This is a genomic window from Bradyrhizobium sp. WYCCWR 13022 (genome assembly GCF_030435535.1).
Classification (GTDB): Bacteria; Pseudomonadota; Alphaproteobacteria; order Rhizobiales; family Xanthobacteraceae; genus Bradyrhizobium.
Window position 1 is genome coordinate 23,727 of the sequence record NZ_JAUIZJ010000009.1, and the last position, 16,010, is coordinate 39,736.

Below are 16,010 nucleotides of genomic sequence, written 5' to 3' on the forward strand. Positions count from 1 at the left end.
ATGGACGAGACCAGCATCCTCACGCATTTGACCCGATCGCTCGTCCTCTTCATGATGTGGGTTCTGCCACCGCTCCTAGCAGCTCTCGTGGCCGGCTTGGGTGTTGGCATAATACAGGCGGCAACGCAGCTCCAGGATCAAACCTTGCCCCTAACCGTGAGGCTCCTCGTCGTCGTCGCCGTGCTCGTTCTGTTTTCTCGGGTGCTGAGTGCGCCGCTTATCGAACAGGCCAAACATATCTTCACGGAGTTCCCCTCTCTCACATCGAGGTATTAGTGAGGAACCGAAGGCCGAGTTTGTGAGGACAAAACCGCCCATCGACATCACCGGTGAATTACCAAAGTGGCTGGCCAGTTTGTCGAGCGAGCATGAGAGTATGGGGATCGACGGCCTACCCTGCGGGCTCGCAGTGCGGCTGGTGCTCTCGTTGAGCGCTATTAGAACGAACACCGCCGACTATTTGCGGCCTTGGCGTCAAACATTAAGGCACGGCGAGCGGAACCGGTTAGATTAGCTGAGGCGAACAACGAGCGCCGCGAATGCATGCTTTGTCACCCACCGAGGCGCAAGCTCTAATTCAGAGTGCTGTCGAGTTCGTCGTTGCAGCGGGCCTTAGCGCTGCGCGGGCCTTAGGCATTATGTTGGTGCTTCCCGTATTCACGCGGCCGCAGATTAGCGGGATGATCCGCACAAGCTTGACGATCGTGATTGGACTGCCATGCCTTGCGCATGTCAAGGCCGGTCTGCAGACTCTAGATCCGGCCACCCGTCTGGCCGCGGTCGCGTTCCTCGGTCTCAAAGAGATATTCGTCGGCCTGCTGTTCGGGATGTTCCTAAGTATACCGCTATGGAGCATCCAGGCAGTTGGCGACATCATTGACACGCAACGGAGCGTTTCAAGCCAGTTGGACGATCCTGCGACGCGCAGCCAGGCCTCCGCCACGGGTCTCTTTCTCGGAACTGCTGGGGTTACTATTTTCGTTGCGTCTGGAGGTCTACAGACGATGGTTCGGTGCCTGTATGGCAGCTATCTGATCTGGCCCGTGTACCGGCTACTACCTCCTCTGACAATGCAAGGGGCAATGGAAGTTGTAGCGCTTCTCGATCATATCATGCACACGGCCCTGCTATTTTCCGGACCCGTGCTGGCTCTGCTGCTCCTGATTGAGATATCCCTCATGTTGCTAGGGCGGTTTGCGCCGCAAATTAAGCTGAACGACCTCTCCCCCACCATCAAGAACGCCGCCTTTGGCATCATCATGGTGAGTTACACCGTCTTCCTCATGGAATACATGGGAACGGAGATTATCCAGTCCTACGGAGTGCTGGAGTGGCTCGGGAAGTTCCTAAAATGAGCGACTCGAGCGAAGAGAAGAAGCGTCCGCCAACTCCCAAGAAGCTACGGCAGGCGCGTAAGAAGGGACAGATCCCGCGCAGCGCCGATTTTGTGAGCGCGCTTAGCATTTGCGCCGCATTCGGCTGTCTATGTTTCCGAGCGGGCGCGATCGAGGGCGTATGGCGTGAGGGGGTGCGGCTCGTCGACAAGCTGCAGGGGCAGCCCTTCAACAGTGCGGTCCAGCAGGCACTGGTCGGATTGATCGAACTTTCGTTGACGAGCGTTGCCCCAATCATTGGAGCGGCCGTGGCTGCAGGCATTCTAGCCAGTGTCTTGGCTGCTGGTGGGCTGACGTTCTCCGTGGAGCCGCTGAAACCAAGCCTTAAGAAATTGGATCCAATCAAAGGGCTCAAACGGATTGTCTCTCAGAAGTCGCTTGTCGAGCTTGGTAAGTCGTTGATCAAAGTGTTCCTTCTCGGCGTAACGCTGTTTTTCACCTCACTCGCAAGTTGGAAGGCGCTGGTGTACCTGCCTGTCTGCGGTTTGGGTTGTTTCAGCTTTGTATTCAAAGAGGTCAAATTCTTAATTGAAATTGCTGCTGGGGCGTTTCTGATCGGCGGCTTGACCGACCTGCTAATTCAGCGCTGGCTATTCTTGCGTGACATGCGCATGACGGAGAGTGAAGCGAAGCGCGAGTCTAAGGAGCAGGAAGGCAACCCACATGTAAAGGGCGAACACCGCCGGCTTCGTCGGGAATCGGCGAGTGAGCCGCCGCTCGGAGTCAATCGGGCCACATTGATACTGACGGGCCCCGCGATGTTAGTTGGACTGCGCTACGTTCGTGGACAGACCGGAGTGCCGGTTTTGGTATGCCGCGGTGAGGACGAACTTGCTTCACAGTTGTTTGATCAGGCGAGGGCGCTGCATCTGAGCATTATTCAGGAACCTGCTTTGGCGCGTCAGCTGATCCGAAAGGGAATAATGGGCAAGGCCGTTCCGAAGGACTGTTTCGAGGGGGTTGCAAAGGCAGTCTTTGCCGCTGGCCTGGTCTAGCTTGGCGCGGCAATGCGATGCATTCGGGCGTGTTAGTCAAAGACGTCCAGTCGCTACTTGATCTGTAAGTCACGTCGTCTGGAAAGGCGGAAGCAGATCGTGGCGTCTGCGGAAGTTGGCCGCCAGAGTATCGCCAATGCTCTTGCCGCTCAGCCATTGAGAGTGCTCATTGGGCTTCTGACGCAATGCGATTATGAGTGTCACTTTCCAAGTGGCTCTTGTTGCCTGCGGCGAGACCTCCCCGTGCGGTAAGCGGAAGCACCGCACGGTCACCACTGGTTGGCAAGATAGCTCTGTTCTCGAGCAAGTCGCCGGGATCGTTGACCGTGACCGCGAGGTTATTGCGGATCGAACAGCCGAGCGTTGGATTGAAAGAATTGTCGTCTACTGAAGGGCCGATGATTGAAAGGGATGGACAGAGCGGAGGACGTGCTTCGTAAATGATCGCCTCGATTTGGACACCGAAATGGCTGGGCAGATCTACGGGGGAAGCGGACCGGCGAATATTATAGGCGGGAACGCCCATCTCGCGGGCCTCATGAGCCACCTGCGTAATGAGCCGGGGCGAACCACTGACGTCCAGATGGAGTGCATCCCGCCGACCGCGGCTGGCGTTCGCAATGAAATTACGCAGACCATACCTCTCGGCGCGACGAAGGCTCTGTAGTCGCAAGATACTGGTCTTCTGCTCCACTTGAATCGCTTGATCAGTCGGCTCAGAATAGATCGCAGCATTATGTGTGCATCCGCCTACGGTTGCCGCTACGGCAATCAAGTGGCCCAGGTTTCGCAAGGTCATTAGCGGTCCTCATTCGATAACAAAGCCGGCTCCGCCGGTCGCGTCTGGTTCGGTGCGGGAGCCTCGCGGCTTCGCGGGGGACGCGCCAACGTATTCGTTAAAATGCGCCCCCCGTCTGATGGCGGCCGGAGGCGGTCAGTCGGCGCGCTTATCTTGGCGGCAGATGATGCTGGCCGCACGATGTAAGGGGTAACGACGATGACAAGCTCCGTCTCCTGCTTCTGAAATGAGGAGGACCGAAACAGTGCACCAAGGATCGGGACATCGCCTAACCCGGGAAACGTGCTGATGTCGGTGTTGAAATTGCGTCTTATGAGCCCGCCGATTGCAAAGCTCTGACCGCTGGCAAGCTCGACAACAGTACTGGCACGTCGCGTGGAGAGGCCAGGCAGAGACATTCCGTTGATATTGACTTCACCTTCTTTGGATAACTCACTGACTTCAGGCTTGACGTGGATATTGATCTGATTGTTGCTGAGAACGGTCGGAACGAACTCCAGACTGATTCCGAATTGACGGAATTGAACTGAGAGTTGACGATTGTCCTGCATGACCGGAATTGGAAATTCGCCGCCTGCCAGGAAGCTTGCTGATTCGCCGGACATCGCGGTAAGAGTTGGCTCCGCCAATACCGACGCGAGATGCTCGTTGGCGAGGGCGTCAAGTACAGCACTGATGTTCGTGCTGCCAACGCCGACTCCGACACTTGCCGTGCCGCCACCCCGGCTCGCACCGGAACCGCCAGGCTTGCCACTGCTAAACCCGAAAATGACCGCTCCGTTTTGGCCCGATGCAGAGAGGTTGATGCCAAGCTCCTTCACGGCGCTGCGCGAGACTTCCGCCACGCGCACGCTAAGCGTCACTTGCAATGAGCCGGCCACTTGGATGTTGTTGACGACCAGCGCGCCCGCGCCCAGAAATTGCTCGGTAATCTTCTTGGCGCGCTCAACGACGTCGACACTTGGTGCTGTCCCTCTCAGAATTGCGCCGCGTGGCGTATAGGTGACTTGGATCGGATGGTCCCCGAGCTCAGCCTTTAGTGCAGCACGCAAATCCTCGATAGGCTGGGTAACGACAACACGTAACTCGGCTAACGCTTCTCCATTGTCGTTCAAAGCAAATAGGCTGGTCCGTCCCGACTGTTTTCCAAAGACGAAGATGGTTGTATTCGATGGGGCCTGGTAGTCGGCTATCGTTGGGTCGGCAACGAATATGCTGGCCGCCGGCGCCGGAAGATGAATCGTCTGGCCCTGAGAGGAGGAAAGATTCAAGACCCCGCTAAGGCTGTCAGTTGTTGACCGTGGCGACGCCTGATTAGGGTCGCGCTTTATCTGAGCTGCGGTAGTGGGCGGCAGCACGAGAGGAAGCGAGCAAACGACATACAGAAGGCGCGAGCGAATAGCTGAGGTGACCGCCGTCGGCCATCGGCAGCTGCGAACATCAAGGGGGAACTTCAACTGAGCGTCGTTTTCAAGTGTGGCGGCAAGGCAGCGGATCGTTCTTCAGTTCAAGCGCGTAGCCGACGCCGCGCGCGGTTTTGATTCGTAGCGTTGTGCCGGACTTGCTCAAATGTGTGCGCAATCGATAGATCCCGACTTCTAAGGCATTGGTCGAGACTTCATCGTCAAACGCATAGAGGCTTTCCTCTAGCAACGCTCGCGGCACGGTGCGGCCTGCTCGGCTGAGCAGATGTTCGAGAATGCAGACTTCGCGGCGCGCAATTCTGAGTGGCCGACCGTCAACTGAGACTTGCCGGCCAATAGGATCGAAATGTAAGTTCCCGAAGGTGATCACGGGTGCCGTCAATTGCGTCGATCGTCGCAAAATGGCGCGCATTCGAGCAATAAGCTCATCGATAGACACCGGCTTAGGAAGAAAATCGTCGGCGCCACCATTGAATATCGCGATCCTGGTCTCAAGATCGCTCAGGCTGCTCATCATCATGGCAGGCATTGAATATCCTTCACGTCTCAACTGTTTCAACCAGTCCAATCCATTTCCGTCCGGCAGAGCCAACTCGAGCAAGAGAATGTGATAGCTGGCACAACTCAGCGCGGTCTCCGCTTCGTCAAGAGTAGAGATGAGGTCCACGGCAAAACCGCGAACGAACAGGGTTTTCTTGGCGGCTCGCACGAAGGCGGCGTCCTGATCGACCAGTAGGATTCGCATTGTGGTCGCCTATAGTGCGATTGTGTCGAGGCCTGAGCGCATCACTGTCGGCACGGAGCTACGATGATCCCCCCGCCTGGTCGAGCAGCTGCAATTGTCGAGCATTTGACTGAAGAGAAAATCGAACCGCACGAGTAGCTGCGTCCTCCTTGTAAAGAACGGATACGACTTACGAGGCTTCAGGTAGGATCGAAAAATCAATTTTCTTGATAGTGTTCATCCAAGCCGCGAATAGGTTGCAAAGGGAATGCACGTAGCGGCGCGGAGAGTCAGCGCCTAGCTCGCCGCGAGCCGATGAATAAGCGGAAGCAGCAACGCTCTTATGCGTTGGCTTGCCGCGTCGAAAAACAGAACCGCGAGCATCGGGCGTCGCTGTTGACGCGCAGGTTGGGTGCCGGCGCTCGATTGTGCGTCAATGTGTTCCGCTATGGCCCAGGACGTCCCATCGGCTCAACGCTTTGAAGGAGGGGGCCTCGAACGTCTCGTCCTCTTTCCGCTTCGGCCAGATCGAGGAGCCGTAATAATCGTATCGCGGCGCCGGGGATTTCGTACAGCAACGCGTGCAAGTCCAAGCTGATCAGCTTGTACGGTCAAGCCGAAGCGGCACGACGCGCTTGCTGAAGGAACTCAGCTTCTTAGGGCTGACACCCCGAAAGGGATCGACCCCTTCAAAAAGTACCGATGGAATTTGTGGCGAATCTGGCCGGAAAGCGGTTAAGGCCGTCACTCAAGGCCCTGAAGGCGCCGGCGGTGTGACTAGGGAACCCGCAGCGTTAGCTCTTGAGACTGCGGCTAATCGCCAGCGCTTCGCTATCTAACGAGTGGTCTGCTGCTCAGCTCGTGCATCCTTCTGCGGACGGAAGCGGCATTCGGGCCGTCGAGCGGGAAGCACGCGAAAGCGCCCTGAATCGGAGCCGGTGGTGCCCAGTGCCAAAGCTGCTTGCCAGCGAGGCGTCGTGATCGTCTGCTCAGCTTCGATTCTGTTGCGATCCGATCGAACGCTTCGCCTTCCTCAGTTTGAGGTTCATGCGGGGTGAACATTCAACTTCGCCAGGTTAGATACAAACTCACGGTCCCAGCAGTCGGTGTCAAGAACCCGATGGCCATGCGACCCGAAGGTGTGCCCTGCAGCATTCCGTGAGCCGATCCGAATGCGGCGATATCCAGATATGCCGAGCGAAAGTTTCGTCGAGGCATCGAGCCGTTTAGCTTTCGACAATAAGCACGATCGTACTTGTCGACCCGATTTCACACGGCTAGTCAAATTCCAATCATGACACGACTGGCAGGACAAATTGAAAGGATGCGCCCGGCTCTTGCTTCTGGACGATCGACAGGCGGCCTCCGTGAGCTTCTACGATCGAGCGGCAGATCGACAGACCCATTCCAAGGCCGGTAGATTTGGTGGTGAAGAACGGATCTAAGACTCGGATCCTATCACCCTCAGCGATGCCGACGCCGCTATCAGTCACGGAGAGCTGCACGCGGCTCTCATTGTCTCTGGATGACTGAATCATCAGTTCGCGCGCTCTGTCGTCAACAGCTTGCATGGCCTCTACTCCGTTCATCACCAGATTGATGATTACTTGTTGCAGCTGAACCCGGTCACCGAGAATTTTGGGAAGTGATGGTGCTAGCTCAGTTCGCAAGGTCACTTGGTGGTTAATCAGCTCACGCGTTACCAGCGCGATAGAGTCGTTCACAACCTCATTAATGTCTAGCGCTACCATCTCGATATCACCGTTCCTCGCGAGTGTGCGGACCCTGCGAATCACTTCGCTTGCGCGCATAGCGTCATCAATGATCCACTCTACGGATCTGTGCACGGCGGAAATGTCGGGAGCTTCGCGACGTAGCCAGCCAAGGCACGCATCGGCGTTGCTGATTATGGCCGTGAGCGGTTGGTTCACTTCGTGGGCGATAGAGGCTGTTAGTTCCCCCAGCGCCGTCAGGCGCGTCACATGCGCAAGATCCGCCTGTGCCTTTCGCAGTCCTTGTTCAGCCTGATCGGCGCGAACTTTCGCCGTGATATCAGTGGCCACGCCTCGGTAGCCGAGAAAATGGCCGCTTACATCAAATAAGGGCCTGCCGCTGCTCTGGAAGTAGATTGGTGACCTGGTCCTCCCCACGGTACGATAGACCAGATCGCGAAATGGAAGATGGGCATTTAGCGTTATTTCATGCTGCCGCCACTTCTCGGGCTCTTCTTCAACGTCGCTCGCAATCTCCCAGCAACGCAGGCCGATGACCGCTCTTGCCAAGAGGTCCGTAGCGTTGGTGTGCTCCGACAAGGTGTACCGGTGATCCGGCCCGGTCTCCCATAACCAGTCAGAAGCAGTTGCGGCGTAGTCACGAAAGCGCTGCTCGCTCTCGCGTAGCGCAGCAAGAGTGTCTTCCAATTGTTGTTTGGCTGCGTGCTGCTCAGTGACATCCATGTGCGTTCCGACGAGTTCGACAGTTGAGCCATCGCTTGCCAGCACGGCGTGCGCAACAGCATGTATGTGTCGTATCGCGCCGTCGGGAAGACAGATTCGGAAATCGTATTCAAAATTCCCTGTTTTTTGTTCAATGGCCTGACGTTGGATTTCCTGTTGCCGCGGCAAGTCGTCTGGATGAATCCGCGATCGGATGGCCTCAATGGTCACCGGCTCATCCGGGTCAAAGCCAAATAGACGACTGACTTCGGCGGAGCGATAAGCAAAACAGCGACGGTTGCAGTCCCACGACCAGGTGCTCGTGCGACTGAGCTGCTGCGCGTCGACCAGATAGGCCTCGCTACGGCGCAGTTGTTGTTCCGTCTGCTTTGCTGTCGTGACGTCCGTGGCCGCCCCGACAAACTCGATATTCCCGGACGCGGTTCTCGTAGCACGTGCCACCGCGTGAATGTACTTTATCGAGCCGTCGGGCATCAGCAATCGGTATTCGTGCTCGAAATGCTCGCCTCGAAGGGCCCGATTCAAAGTGTCTTGGACAGAAGTCTTGTCTTCTGGGTGAGTGCGGTCAATGACGTGTTGCGCCGTTACTTTGGTCTCTGGATCATACTGGAATATCCGAAAGCTTTCCTTCGACCAAAAGACCTCGCCGGTGGCCACGTTCCAGCCAAAGCTGCCTGTGTGGCTCAATTCTTGCGCCTGAGCCAAATGCGCTTCGCTCCGCTGAAGAGCAAGAACCGTCCGCTTCTGTTCGGTGATATCTTCGCAGGCAATGAGGACGATGGGCTTATCGTCGGCCCACAAGATCGCCTTGGCAGTCTCGCGCACCCACAGCACCGAGCCGTTCCTACGGACTTTCTGGATTTCCCATGTACGCGATTGGCCGATATATGTAAGGCATCGCTCGATGGATTTGCGAACGACCTCGCGATCGTCTTTCAGAAAGACTCTGAACACCGATTGGCCGATCAGTTCCGCGGGCGTATAGCCGAGGTGGATCGCGCCGAAACTATTGACGTTCAGGACGGTTCCGGTTTCATTGACCATGAAGTACATGGCCGGGTTATGCTCAAAGATCTCGCGCCAGAGTTTCTCTCGGTTGCGCAGATCGTCCGCGCTGTGCCTTAGCTCGGCGGCGACCTCACGCGCTGCTTCCTTTTCGTAGCGGAGTTTTGCGATCAGGCGCGTTCCGATGATGGACGCAGTAAGGAAAGCGATAATCACCAAAAGCTCGTGAGGGGCGTCGATCTGGGGATTGAACGTGAGGACGTAAATTAAAGCGCTGACGGCGACTATGGAAAGCGCCAACGATGCGACGAAAGTGCCAATCAGCGAAAACACCAAAATCACGACCAAATAGACAAGCGCTGTGGCTGCGAAAGGGCTATGAAGATACAAGGAAGCTAGCGTCAATGCCGCGAGCGTAATGCTAGCCAAAATAAATTGCGCCGATGAACGTCCAAACGCGATGAGCCAATTAAACATGCTTGTATCCGTCCGGCCCTTCTGGCGGGATGATTAAAATGCAGGAATTTGTTCGAGCCGCCGGACAAGCGCTCCTGAGCGCTTTCTACGTCGGCCGCCGAAATCAGCATAGCCAAAAAAAAAGGCGCATTACAAACCTTCGTATAGTTCTCTTACATGGTAGAAATCGTACGCTCACATAGTAAATCAATGGCGTATCGTGCTTTTAGCGGTCCTCCTCGTTGGCGGCAATGCTACAATCTGGATTGCCGCGGCGAGTGGCAGAGGAGTGCAAAACCAAACGGTGGACGGATGGCCGCGGGGCATTGCTGAGTCTCAGGGATTTTGAGGAGGCCGTGTGTCGTTCCGGAAAGGGCCGGGCGAAAGCCTTTTGAGCGGCTCCTTCTGATGGAGAGGAAGAGGGTGGACGGGCTAGTGTGAGCCAATCGCGAGAGCGTGCCGGCGGTTCGATCCGGATCGCTCTCCTCAGGTTTGTCATGTGCTCGAGCCATCCGATTGTAAGGCTGGTGGCTGTCCTAACGTTCTCGTCCACAGCGCCCCTTCTGCTCTCCGTATAGCTCGCTGTCTACCTGCAAGCCTTGACGCTCGCCGTAATTTTAGGCAGCGCCATGGAGATTAATTCGGTCTTGTCGATCTGCTCAAGGCAAACCGCCTAGATGCCTCCGACCAACTGAAGTCCAATTCCTTTGTTGAATTGGCTCGCTCATTCGGGCCAGAATTTGATTCACGTTTCCTATATCGGCGATACCCCGGAGCTTCTCGGGATTGGTAGCTGCCTTTGGGAAGGTAGCTGGCAACGTTTCTAAGATGTGTACGCGTGCAGACAGCTCGAGTTGCACAGGAGGGGTAGCCGAGCGTTGGACGCCAGCCGCTTGACTTGGCACGTGCCGCTATTGTCCGTCCAACGGTCGGCGCCAAGGGAGCCATAGAATGGTCGGCCGACGGCCTCGCGCAAGGGGGCGCCAGCAAATGGACCGACGCTGTCAAGATGGAGACCTCCTCGACATTATCCGCGAAAGCTGGCGGCTTGGCGATGTCGCGAAGTCGCAGATGCGGCACTGCTTTCTCAACTTGCCTCGATCGGATCGAGGCCTATCAGCCAAGGTACCCACAATAGGTCACTAGCCAGCTCCTCCGCCGGCGGCGCGCCTCGTCGCCATGTCGCAGCCGGGCGGGTTCGTCGTGCAAGGGGCGGAGCCCAAGCGCTGAAGTTCACAAAGGCCGATTTTAATGACGCTGAATGCGCGCAGCAGGCGAGTGGACTGATATGCTGTATTCTCCTTGCAATAGGCGGGAGAAGACGGTTTGGCCAACATTTTTGTGGGCCCGCGCAAGTGCGCTTGGGGCCAGCGCCGTGGCCGTTCGTCTAATCAAGCCGTCAAGGTCCGCTGTGCCCATGTCAAGATGCGCCAGGCTTTAGACTTCCGAACGGAAACGGATAGCATCGGGGCTGGCGACCCTAAGAACAAGCAATCTGGATGCAAATTGGTTAGTCGCCTTCAAGAAACCAGCCGCTAAGGCCGGCTTTCTGTTTGTCACATAGCGCTTTATGTCCGGACCACTTGGGTGTTCGCAAGCGTTGTCGAAATGCATTCAGGTGCATTCGCGAGGCTGGATGTCGTGGACGAGGTGAGCGATGTGGCGCCAAGTGTCCTCAATGTCACGCTTCTGAGCTTGCCGCGTCTAGTGGGGCGTCGTGTCGAGAGGATGCAATTTAGGGATCAAGAGAGCACGACGGCTGACCTCCGTATCGTTACTCGACTTACGGGATCATGAATCGTCTCGCGTCAAGCACGAGCGCGGATGCAGAGGCTAATCTTCAATGCGGAATTAGGTAAGTCCCCTGGCGCTGACATAGAAGATCATCGACCTCGTCGTTTAGTGCGCGTGCTGCCCTTCGCCTTTCGCCGGATTGATAGTGCCGAACGATATTGCAAAGTGTGTGCCGCTCGTAACACTTACATAGTATTCCTCCGTTGAGGGCCGCCTTGTTTGACGGAGGCGAACGCTGCAGGTCCTAGGGGTAATCCTAGGAGAAGCGCTATGACGATTTCGAGGGCGGAGGTGATCACATCGGTCGAGCGGCGGCGCCGGTGGTCGCGGGATGAGAAGGAACGGCTAGTTGCAGCATCGCTCGAGCCCGGAGCCAATGTTTCCGAGGTGGCTCGCACGGCCGGCCTTCATGTGAGCCAGCTGTTCCGGTGGCGCAAAGAGCTTTGTAAGCACGGTGAAGCGAGTATAGCGGCCGTTCGTGCCGGTCGAGAGTCGGCCGTCTGTGCCGCCGCGGGAGGTTGCCGAAGCCCCTTTGGCGACGACATCGGGGCGTCGACGGAAGAGCCAAGGCATCATCGAGATTGATCTTGGTACCGGACCCCGCATCCGGATCGATGGCGAGGTTGATGGAGTGCGCATTCCAGGGATGGTGATGGAGACGCGCTGCGTCGTGTTCTCGATGCTTTGGTGCGCCGATGATTCCGGTTCCGGCGGGTGCGCGAGTGTGGCTGGCGACCGGCCACACGGATATGCGCCGAGGCTTTCCGTCCTTGGCGCGCCAAGTGCAGGAGGTGCTGCGCAAGGACCCGCTCAGCGGTCACCTGTTCGTCTTCCGTGGTCGCCGAAGCGATCTTGTGAAAGGTGATCTGGCACGGTGTGCTGCAGAGCATGAAGGAGGTGAATATCCGAATTTGATGCGTACAGCTTTATGAGAGATGGAGGACGGCCCTCCTGCATCGGTGTTCCAGGCGCAGGTGCAAAACCACGACACTGTGGCTTCGTTTAAAAGGCGCGGTCATCAGCAAGTGTTGCAAAAGTCCCGGGTTTACGGGGCAGGTACGTATCCAGAAGGCGAGCGAAAGCAAATCTTCCGATGACGCGTCGAAAATTACTAAGGCGTCGCCAAAATCAGGGGCGCGTGCCATCCCTGAGATCAATCCGTGAGACGCCTGGATTACTGCGCGGATGGCGACCGGCGTTTAGGGGACGCGATCTGGATACAGGCTCTTGTAGAGAACTGCAGGAACCAGTCGTTGTGATGCCAAGGGAGAAGTTCAAGCGGCGCACACCGCGAAGCAAGCTGCTGCTCGACGACATGCACGCCTGGCTGCTGCGCGAGCGAGAAACCCTCTCGCGCTCTTCCGAGGTCCTGAAGCCTATGAATTACATGCTCAGGCGCTGGGCCGACTTTGCGCGCTTCCTCGACGATGGCAGGATCTGCCTCAGCAACAATGCCGCCGAAAGAGCGCTGCGGCATCGCCTTGGGAAGGCGCAATTGAACCTTCGCCGGCAGCCTGCGCGGCGCCGAACGCGCCGCCATCATGCTGACGATGATCACTACCTGTCGTCTTAACGATGTCGATCCCAAAGCCGGGCTTGCCGACGTCCTCGCCCGGATCGTCGATCTTCCCGCTTCGCGTCTGCACGAACTGCTGCCCTGGGAATGGAAGCTCCCGCGCCAAGCCGACGAACCTACCGATCAGCAAGCTGCCTAACCTTCACGCAGCGCTATCATAGCGCTACCCGGCCCCCGCGCGCATGCGTCAATCAGGCGACCTTCGTCGTCTTTCAATTACCCACGAATGCTTTATTCGATTGCGGTAGCCCTGATCGAAAAATCTTGAATCGGATGAATCGCTTGTGATTCATTGTCGAGCACCTGAATCGCGACGGCGAGGTGCCTTGATGTGTTCAAGTGGAACGACATCTCGTTGGTCGGCCGGCCCGGATGGTCGCCAGGATGATGGTGATGAAAGCGCCGTCGAACACTGGACGGAGCGCGAGATCGACAAGACAGCTTTCAAGGATGCTCGTCTTGGTCAACGATTTGGCGAGCTGTTGAAGCAAATTGGTGACGGTATGGGCGGGAGCATACCGTTCGCGCGTCAGGACTGGGCGAACACGAAGGCGGCCTACCGCTTCTTCGCCAACGAGCGCGTGGAGGAAGCCGACATCCTCAGCGGCCACTTCGCCGCCACACGCGCACGTTACGATGATTGTACAGGCCCAATTCTCCTCATTCAGGACACGACGGAATTCTCCTATCAACGCGCGAACACGAGCGCCATTGGCCTAACCAAGAGCGTCAACAGCGGTCGGAACAAGGACGGTCGTTGGCGCCATCACACGGTCTGCGGAATGCTGATGCATTCCAGTCTCGCTGTGACTGTCGAGGCTTGCCGCTGGGATTGGCGGCGGTGAAGTTCTGGACACGAAAAAAGTTCAAAGGCAGGGCGCAGCTCAAGAAGAAGATCAACCCGACCCGCGTTCCGATCGAGAAGAAGGAGAGCGTTCGCTGGCTCGACAATCTCAGGCAATCGATCGAGCGGCTCCGACAGCCGGAGCGTTGCATTCATATCGGTGACCGTGAAAGCGACATCGACGAATTGTATTGCCTGACGCAAGAGCTTGGCGCTCACTTCCTTGTCCGCGCCTGCGTCGATCGGCTGGCAGGCGATGGCGGTCATACGATTGCAACCGAGATGGAAGAGACCAGCGTCAAAGGCTTGCATTACATCGACGTGCGCAACGACAAGGGCGAGACGACGAAGGCCGCGCTGGAAATCAAGTTCAAGCGGATCGCGGTCTTGCCTCCCATCGGGAAGCAGAAACATTATCCAGCCCTCGACCTTACTATAATCCATGCCACTGAGCGCGGTACGCCAAAGGGCCGTAAACCGATTGAGTGGAAGCTCATCACGGACCTAGCCGTCCGCAGGCGCTCGGAGGCAATCGAGAAGATCAACTGGTACGCCATGCGGTGGAAAATCGAGGCGTTCCACAAGATCCTGAAATCGGGTTGTAAGGCGGAAGACTCAAAACTCCGGACCGCGGAGCGACTTGCCAATCTAATGGCAGTCTTCTGCATTCTCAGCTGGCGCGTCCTCTGGCTCACCATGCTCAATCGCCTCGCCCCAAACGCGTCACCGAAGCTCGCACTGACAGACACCGAGATCGCATTGCTCGATCAACTCATCAGCGGCGCCAGCCATCGACGATGTCGGCCTGGAACCCTTGCATTTTATCTTACCAAACTTGCACGATTAGGGGGCTACTTGGCCCGGGCAGCCGATCCGCCACCGGGAAATGTTGTCATCTGGCGCTGTCTCTCGAGACTCACAGATATCAAACTCGGTGCCGAAATTGCAGCGGCTGGAAATGTGGGTAATTGAAAGCTTCGTCGTATGCGTACCTTACATACGAGATTGTGACGTTAGGTTTGCGTTCGCAACCACTTGCGTACGGTAGTAGCGCATGCTGTTTATCGCAACGGCGACGTTCGCCTGACGTTCGGTGCCCGCCAAAGTCTCCGAGCACGAGACGAGACGGGTACTGCTACGTATGTGAGTCTTGTATTGGAGAAGAGCATATGCGGCTCAATATCACATGTCTAACGAGACTGTCTTCCTTGCTTTTAGTGGCAAGCGTAAGCACGACAGCGAAGGCCGGCGAGCCTTCTGCAAAATATGTAGACGTGCTAAGTGCCCTGCGGGCCGGCAAGGTAGTAACGCTAATACTAGATCTCGATCGTTGCACAACCGTTGATGGCGGTCAGCCCGGACCAGCCATGCAAGGTGGTCTGATTATCAGCGCCTTCAGGGTTAGCGCGCAGAACGGAATCAGCTTCGCCAATGTGCATCAAACCTTGGACGACTCAGGACACCCTGTTACCGAATACATCCGCCACAGCCTTAACCGCGAAGGCAAGCTCAAGGTAAAGGCCTCAAAGTTGGTTGCTGGCGCGGCCGAAGCCGTGATCCAGGGTGAATTTGTCTGCGAGCTGCCAGACGGCGCGAAGTTCCTTTGGTAAGGGCAATAGCCGCCGTCGAGGGGCCGAGCTGCCGTTCGGCATCGGCCACCCGGGGCGTCAGCAAAGAAGCGCAACAGAGATCGTGATCGGCGCGATCTCAAGAGATTTGCTGACCGGAGCAGATGAGAACGTGGTTTGCAGCTCGACTTACCCGTTCGGAGTCGACTGCCGCTGACTGGTCGCAAGCCGGAGACGCGAAGAGCCTCGCCATCACAAAGGCCGAGGTGTGGAGCAGCCAAGAAATGAAAGCTCAATTGCGCTCGAGTTGAGCTCCGCGTTGTTACCATTTGGCTAAGCGTCACCGAGTCAACCTAAGGAAGTTACGGCTGGAATGAAGAACGTTTGGATTATATCGGCGATCGTCCTCGCCCTCGCGCTGGCGGCGACGTCTTTCGTCTACGTCGCAAGACAGCATCTCAACGCCGATGCACTCGGAGCCGGACCATCAAGTCCTTGCGTCGGCGACCCTAATGGATGTGAAGATCTTGCTCCATATCCATTTGGCCAGTATGTTTGCAACAGTTACCCGGGGGCGTGCCGACACTAGGGGGGCCGCTTACGCAGAACGTTGTGGTCAGAACGTCGCGAGTGCCGGGCCAGTGCGCCTTGCACTAGGCGGCGCAAGGCGCCATGCTAAACGTTCGCAGGAGTATATATCCCGAGATGGTAGTCAGGCTCACGACATGGGTGATGGAACTCTCTCGGGGAAAACTGCTGGTCGAAGCCGGCCTCATCGCTCCAAGCGGTAAAGGAATAGATTGATCTCATCGTCATGGCAGGAATTGATTGTAAGACCGCATGTCCGTCTCTGCCGGTGGGGTCGTTCGCCCTACACTGCGTGTCCGAGGTTGCTTAGGTCCGAGCCGAGGCGCCGTGGCGGATTATAGGGAAGCATTTGTTGGAATCGTGTCGCCAAACTGAGAAATGCCGTCG

At 57.0% G+C, this 16,010-nt stretch carries 11 protein-coding genes and 2 pseudogenes; 9 read left to right on the plus strand and 4 right to left on the minus strand.

The genetic code is table 11. The annotated features are described in order from the left end of the window. The 3 genes from QY049_RS14530 to QY049_RS14540 all read left to right on the plus strand — a co-directional run bounded on the left by QY049_RS14530 (position 1) and on the right by QY049_RS14540 (position 2,389). Positions 1-276 (plus strand): EscS/YscS/HrcS family type III secretion system export apparatus protein, encoded by a 276-nt coding sequence (locus tag QY049_RS14530; RefSeq protein ID WP_128929713.1) that lies wholly within the window; start codon positions 1-3, stop codon positions 274-276. A gap of 263 nt (positions 277-539) precedes the next feature. Further along, complete coding sequence (gene sctT, locus QY049_RS14535) at positions 540-1,355, plus strand: type III secretion system export apparatus subunit SctT (RefSeq protein WP_128929712.1); 816 nt, start codon at positions 540-542, stop codon at positions 1,353-1,355. Next, positions 1,352-2,389: an EscU/YscU/HrcU family type III secretion system export apparatus switch protein gene (locus QY049_RS14540; RefSeq protein WP_128929711.1), complete on the plus strand. Its 1,038-nt coding sequence runs from the start codon at positions 1,352-1,354 to the stop codon at positions 2,387-2,389. Before sctT ends, QY049_RS14540 begins: the two co-directional genes overlap by 4 nt. A gap of 166 nt (positions 2,390-2,555) precedes the next feature. On the opposite strand, the gene QY049_RS14545 is transcribed toward QY049_RS14540, so the two are convergent. The 4 genes and pseudogenes from QY049_RS14545 to QY049_RS14560 all read right to left on the minus strand — a co-directional run bounded on the left by QY049_RS14545 (position 2,556) and on the right by QY049_RS14560 (position 9,274). Continuing rightward, positions 2,556-3,188: a CpaD family pilus assembly lipoprotein gene (locus tag QY049_RS14545; RefSeq protein ID WP_128929710.1), complete on the minus strand. Its 633-nt coding sequence runs from the start codon at positions 3,186-3,188 to the stop codon at positions 2,556-2,558. A 9-nt stretch (positions 3,189-3,197) separates the two neighbouring features. Next, positions 3,198-4,588, minus strand: a pseudogene (locus QY049_RS14550) (type II and III secretion system protein family protein). Between the two features lie 70 nt (positions 4,589-4,658). Then, entirely contained in the window at positions 4,659-5,357 is a 699-nt protein-coding gene (locus QY049_RS14555; protein ID WP_128929709.1) for a response regulator transcription factor, read from the minus strand. A 1,271-nt stretch (positions 5,358-6,628) separates the two neighbouring features. Further along, on the minus strand, positions 6,629-9,274 hold the full coding sequence (locus tag QY049_RS14560; RefSeq protein ID WP_128929708.1) for a PAS domain-containing protein: 2,646 nt from the start codon (positions 9,272-9,274) through the stop codon (positions 6,629-6,631). Positions 9,275-11,317: 2,043 nt separating this feature from the next. Here QY049_RS14560 and QY049_RS39010 point away from each other — a divergent pair. The 6 genes and pseudogenes from QY049_RS39010 (at position 11,318) to QY049_RS14585 (ending at position 15,077) form a co-directional block, all read left to right on the plus strand. After that, on the plus strand, positions 11,318-11,632 hold the full coding sequence (locus QY049_RS39010) for a transposase (protein WP_128929707.1): 315 nt from the start codon (positions 11,318-11,320) through the stop codon (positions 11,630-11,632). Between the two features lie 110 nt (positions 11,633-11,742). Then, positions 11,743-11,979: an IS66 family insertion sequence element accessory protein TnpB gene (tnpB, locus tag QY049_RS14565; protein WP_128929706.1), complete on the plus strand. Its 237-nt coding sequence runs from the start codon at positions 11,743-11,745 to the stop codon at positions 11,977-11,979. A 359-nt stretch (positions 11,980-12,338) separates the two neighbouring features. Next, positions 12,339-12,762, plus strand: a pseudogene (locus tag QY049_RS14570) (transposase); the annotation flags it as partial. 190 nt (positions 12,763-12,952) lie between these two features. Beyond that, positions 12,953-13,468: a transposase DNA-binding-containing protein gene (locus QY049_RS14575; protein WP_232995591.1), complete on the plus strand. Its 516-nt coding sequence runs from the start codon at positions 12,953-12,955 to the stop codon at positions 13,466-13,468. Further along, positions 13,465-14,439 (plus strand): IS4 family transposase, encoded by a 975-nt coding sequence (locus QY049_RS14580; RefSeq protein ID WP_232995590.1) that lies wholly within the window; start codon positions 13,465-13,467, stop codon positions 14,437-14,439. Before QY049_RS14575 ends, QY049_RS14580 begins: the two co-directional genes overlap by 4 nt. A 197-nt stretch (positions 14,440-14,636) precedes the next feature. After that, positions 14,637-15,077 (plus strand): VirK family protein, encoded by a 441-nt coding sequence (locus tag QY049_RS14585; protein WP_128929705.1) that lies wholly within the window; start codon positions 14,637-14,639, stop codon positions 15,075-15,077. Positions 15,078-16,010: the final 933 nt, after the last annotated feature.